Source organism: Nitrosospira sp. NpAV, assembly GCF_000832065.1.
In the GTDB taxonomy this organism is placed as follows: Bacteria; Pseudomonadota; Gammaproteobacteria; order Burkholderiales; family Nitrosomonadaceae; genus Nitrosospira.
Window position 1 is genome coordinate 1 of sequence record NZ_JXQM01000246.1, and the last position, 311, is coordinate 311.

At 55.6% G+C, this 311-nt stretch carries 1 pseudogene; it reads left to right on the forward strand.

The features are described from left to right. Positions 1-311: pseudogene (locus SQ11_RS16000) on the forward strand (GTPase); the annotation flags it as partial.

The window sequence follows — 311 nt, forward strand, 5'->3', positions numbered from 1 at the left end:
CAGCAGAAGATGTTGCTGGCAAAGGGGGGCAACGGTGGGCTGGGTAATCTCCATTTTAAGTCCAGTACCAATCGTGCTCCGCGGCAATTTACCCACGGTGAGGCAGGAGAACAGTTCGAACTCAGGCTGGAACTCAGGGTGCTGGCAGATGTTGGGCTGTTAGGGTTACCTAATGCCGGTAAATCTACCTTGATTCGTGCTGTTTCCGCTGCGCGTGCCCAAGGTGGCTGATTATCCATTTACTACGCTGCACCCCAATCTTGGGGTGGTGCGGGTCGATGCCGGGCGCAGCTTTGTGATGGCGGATATGG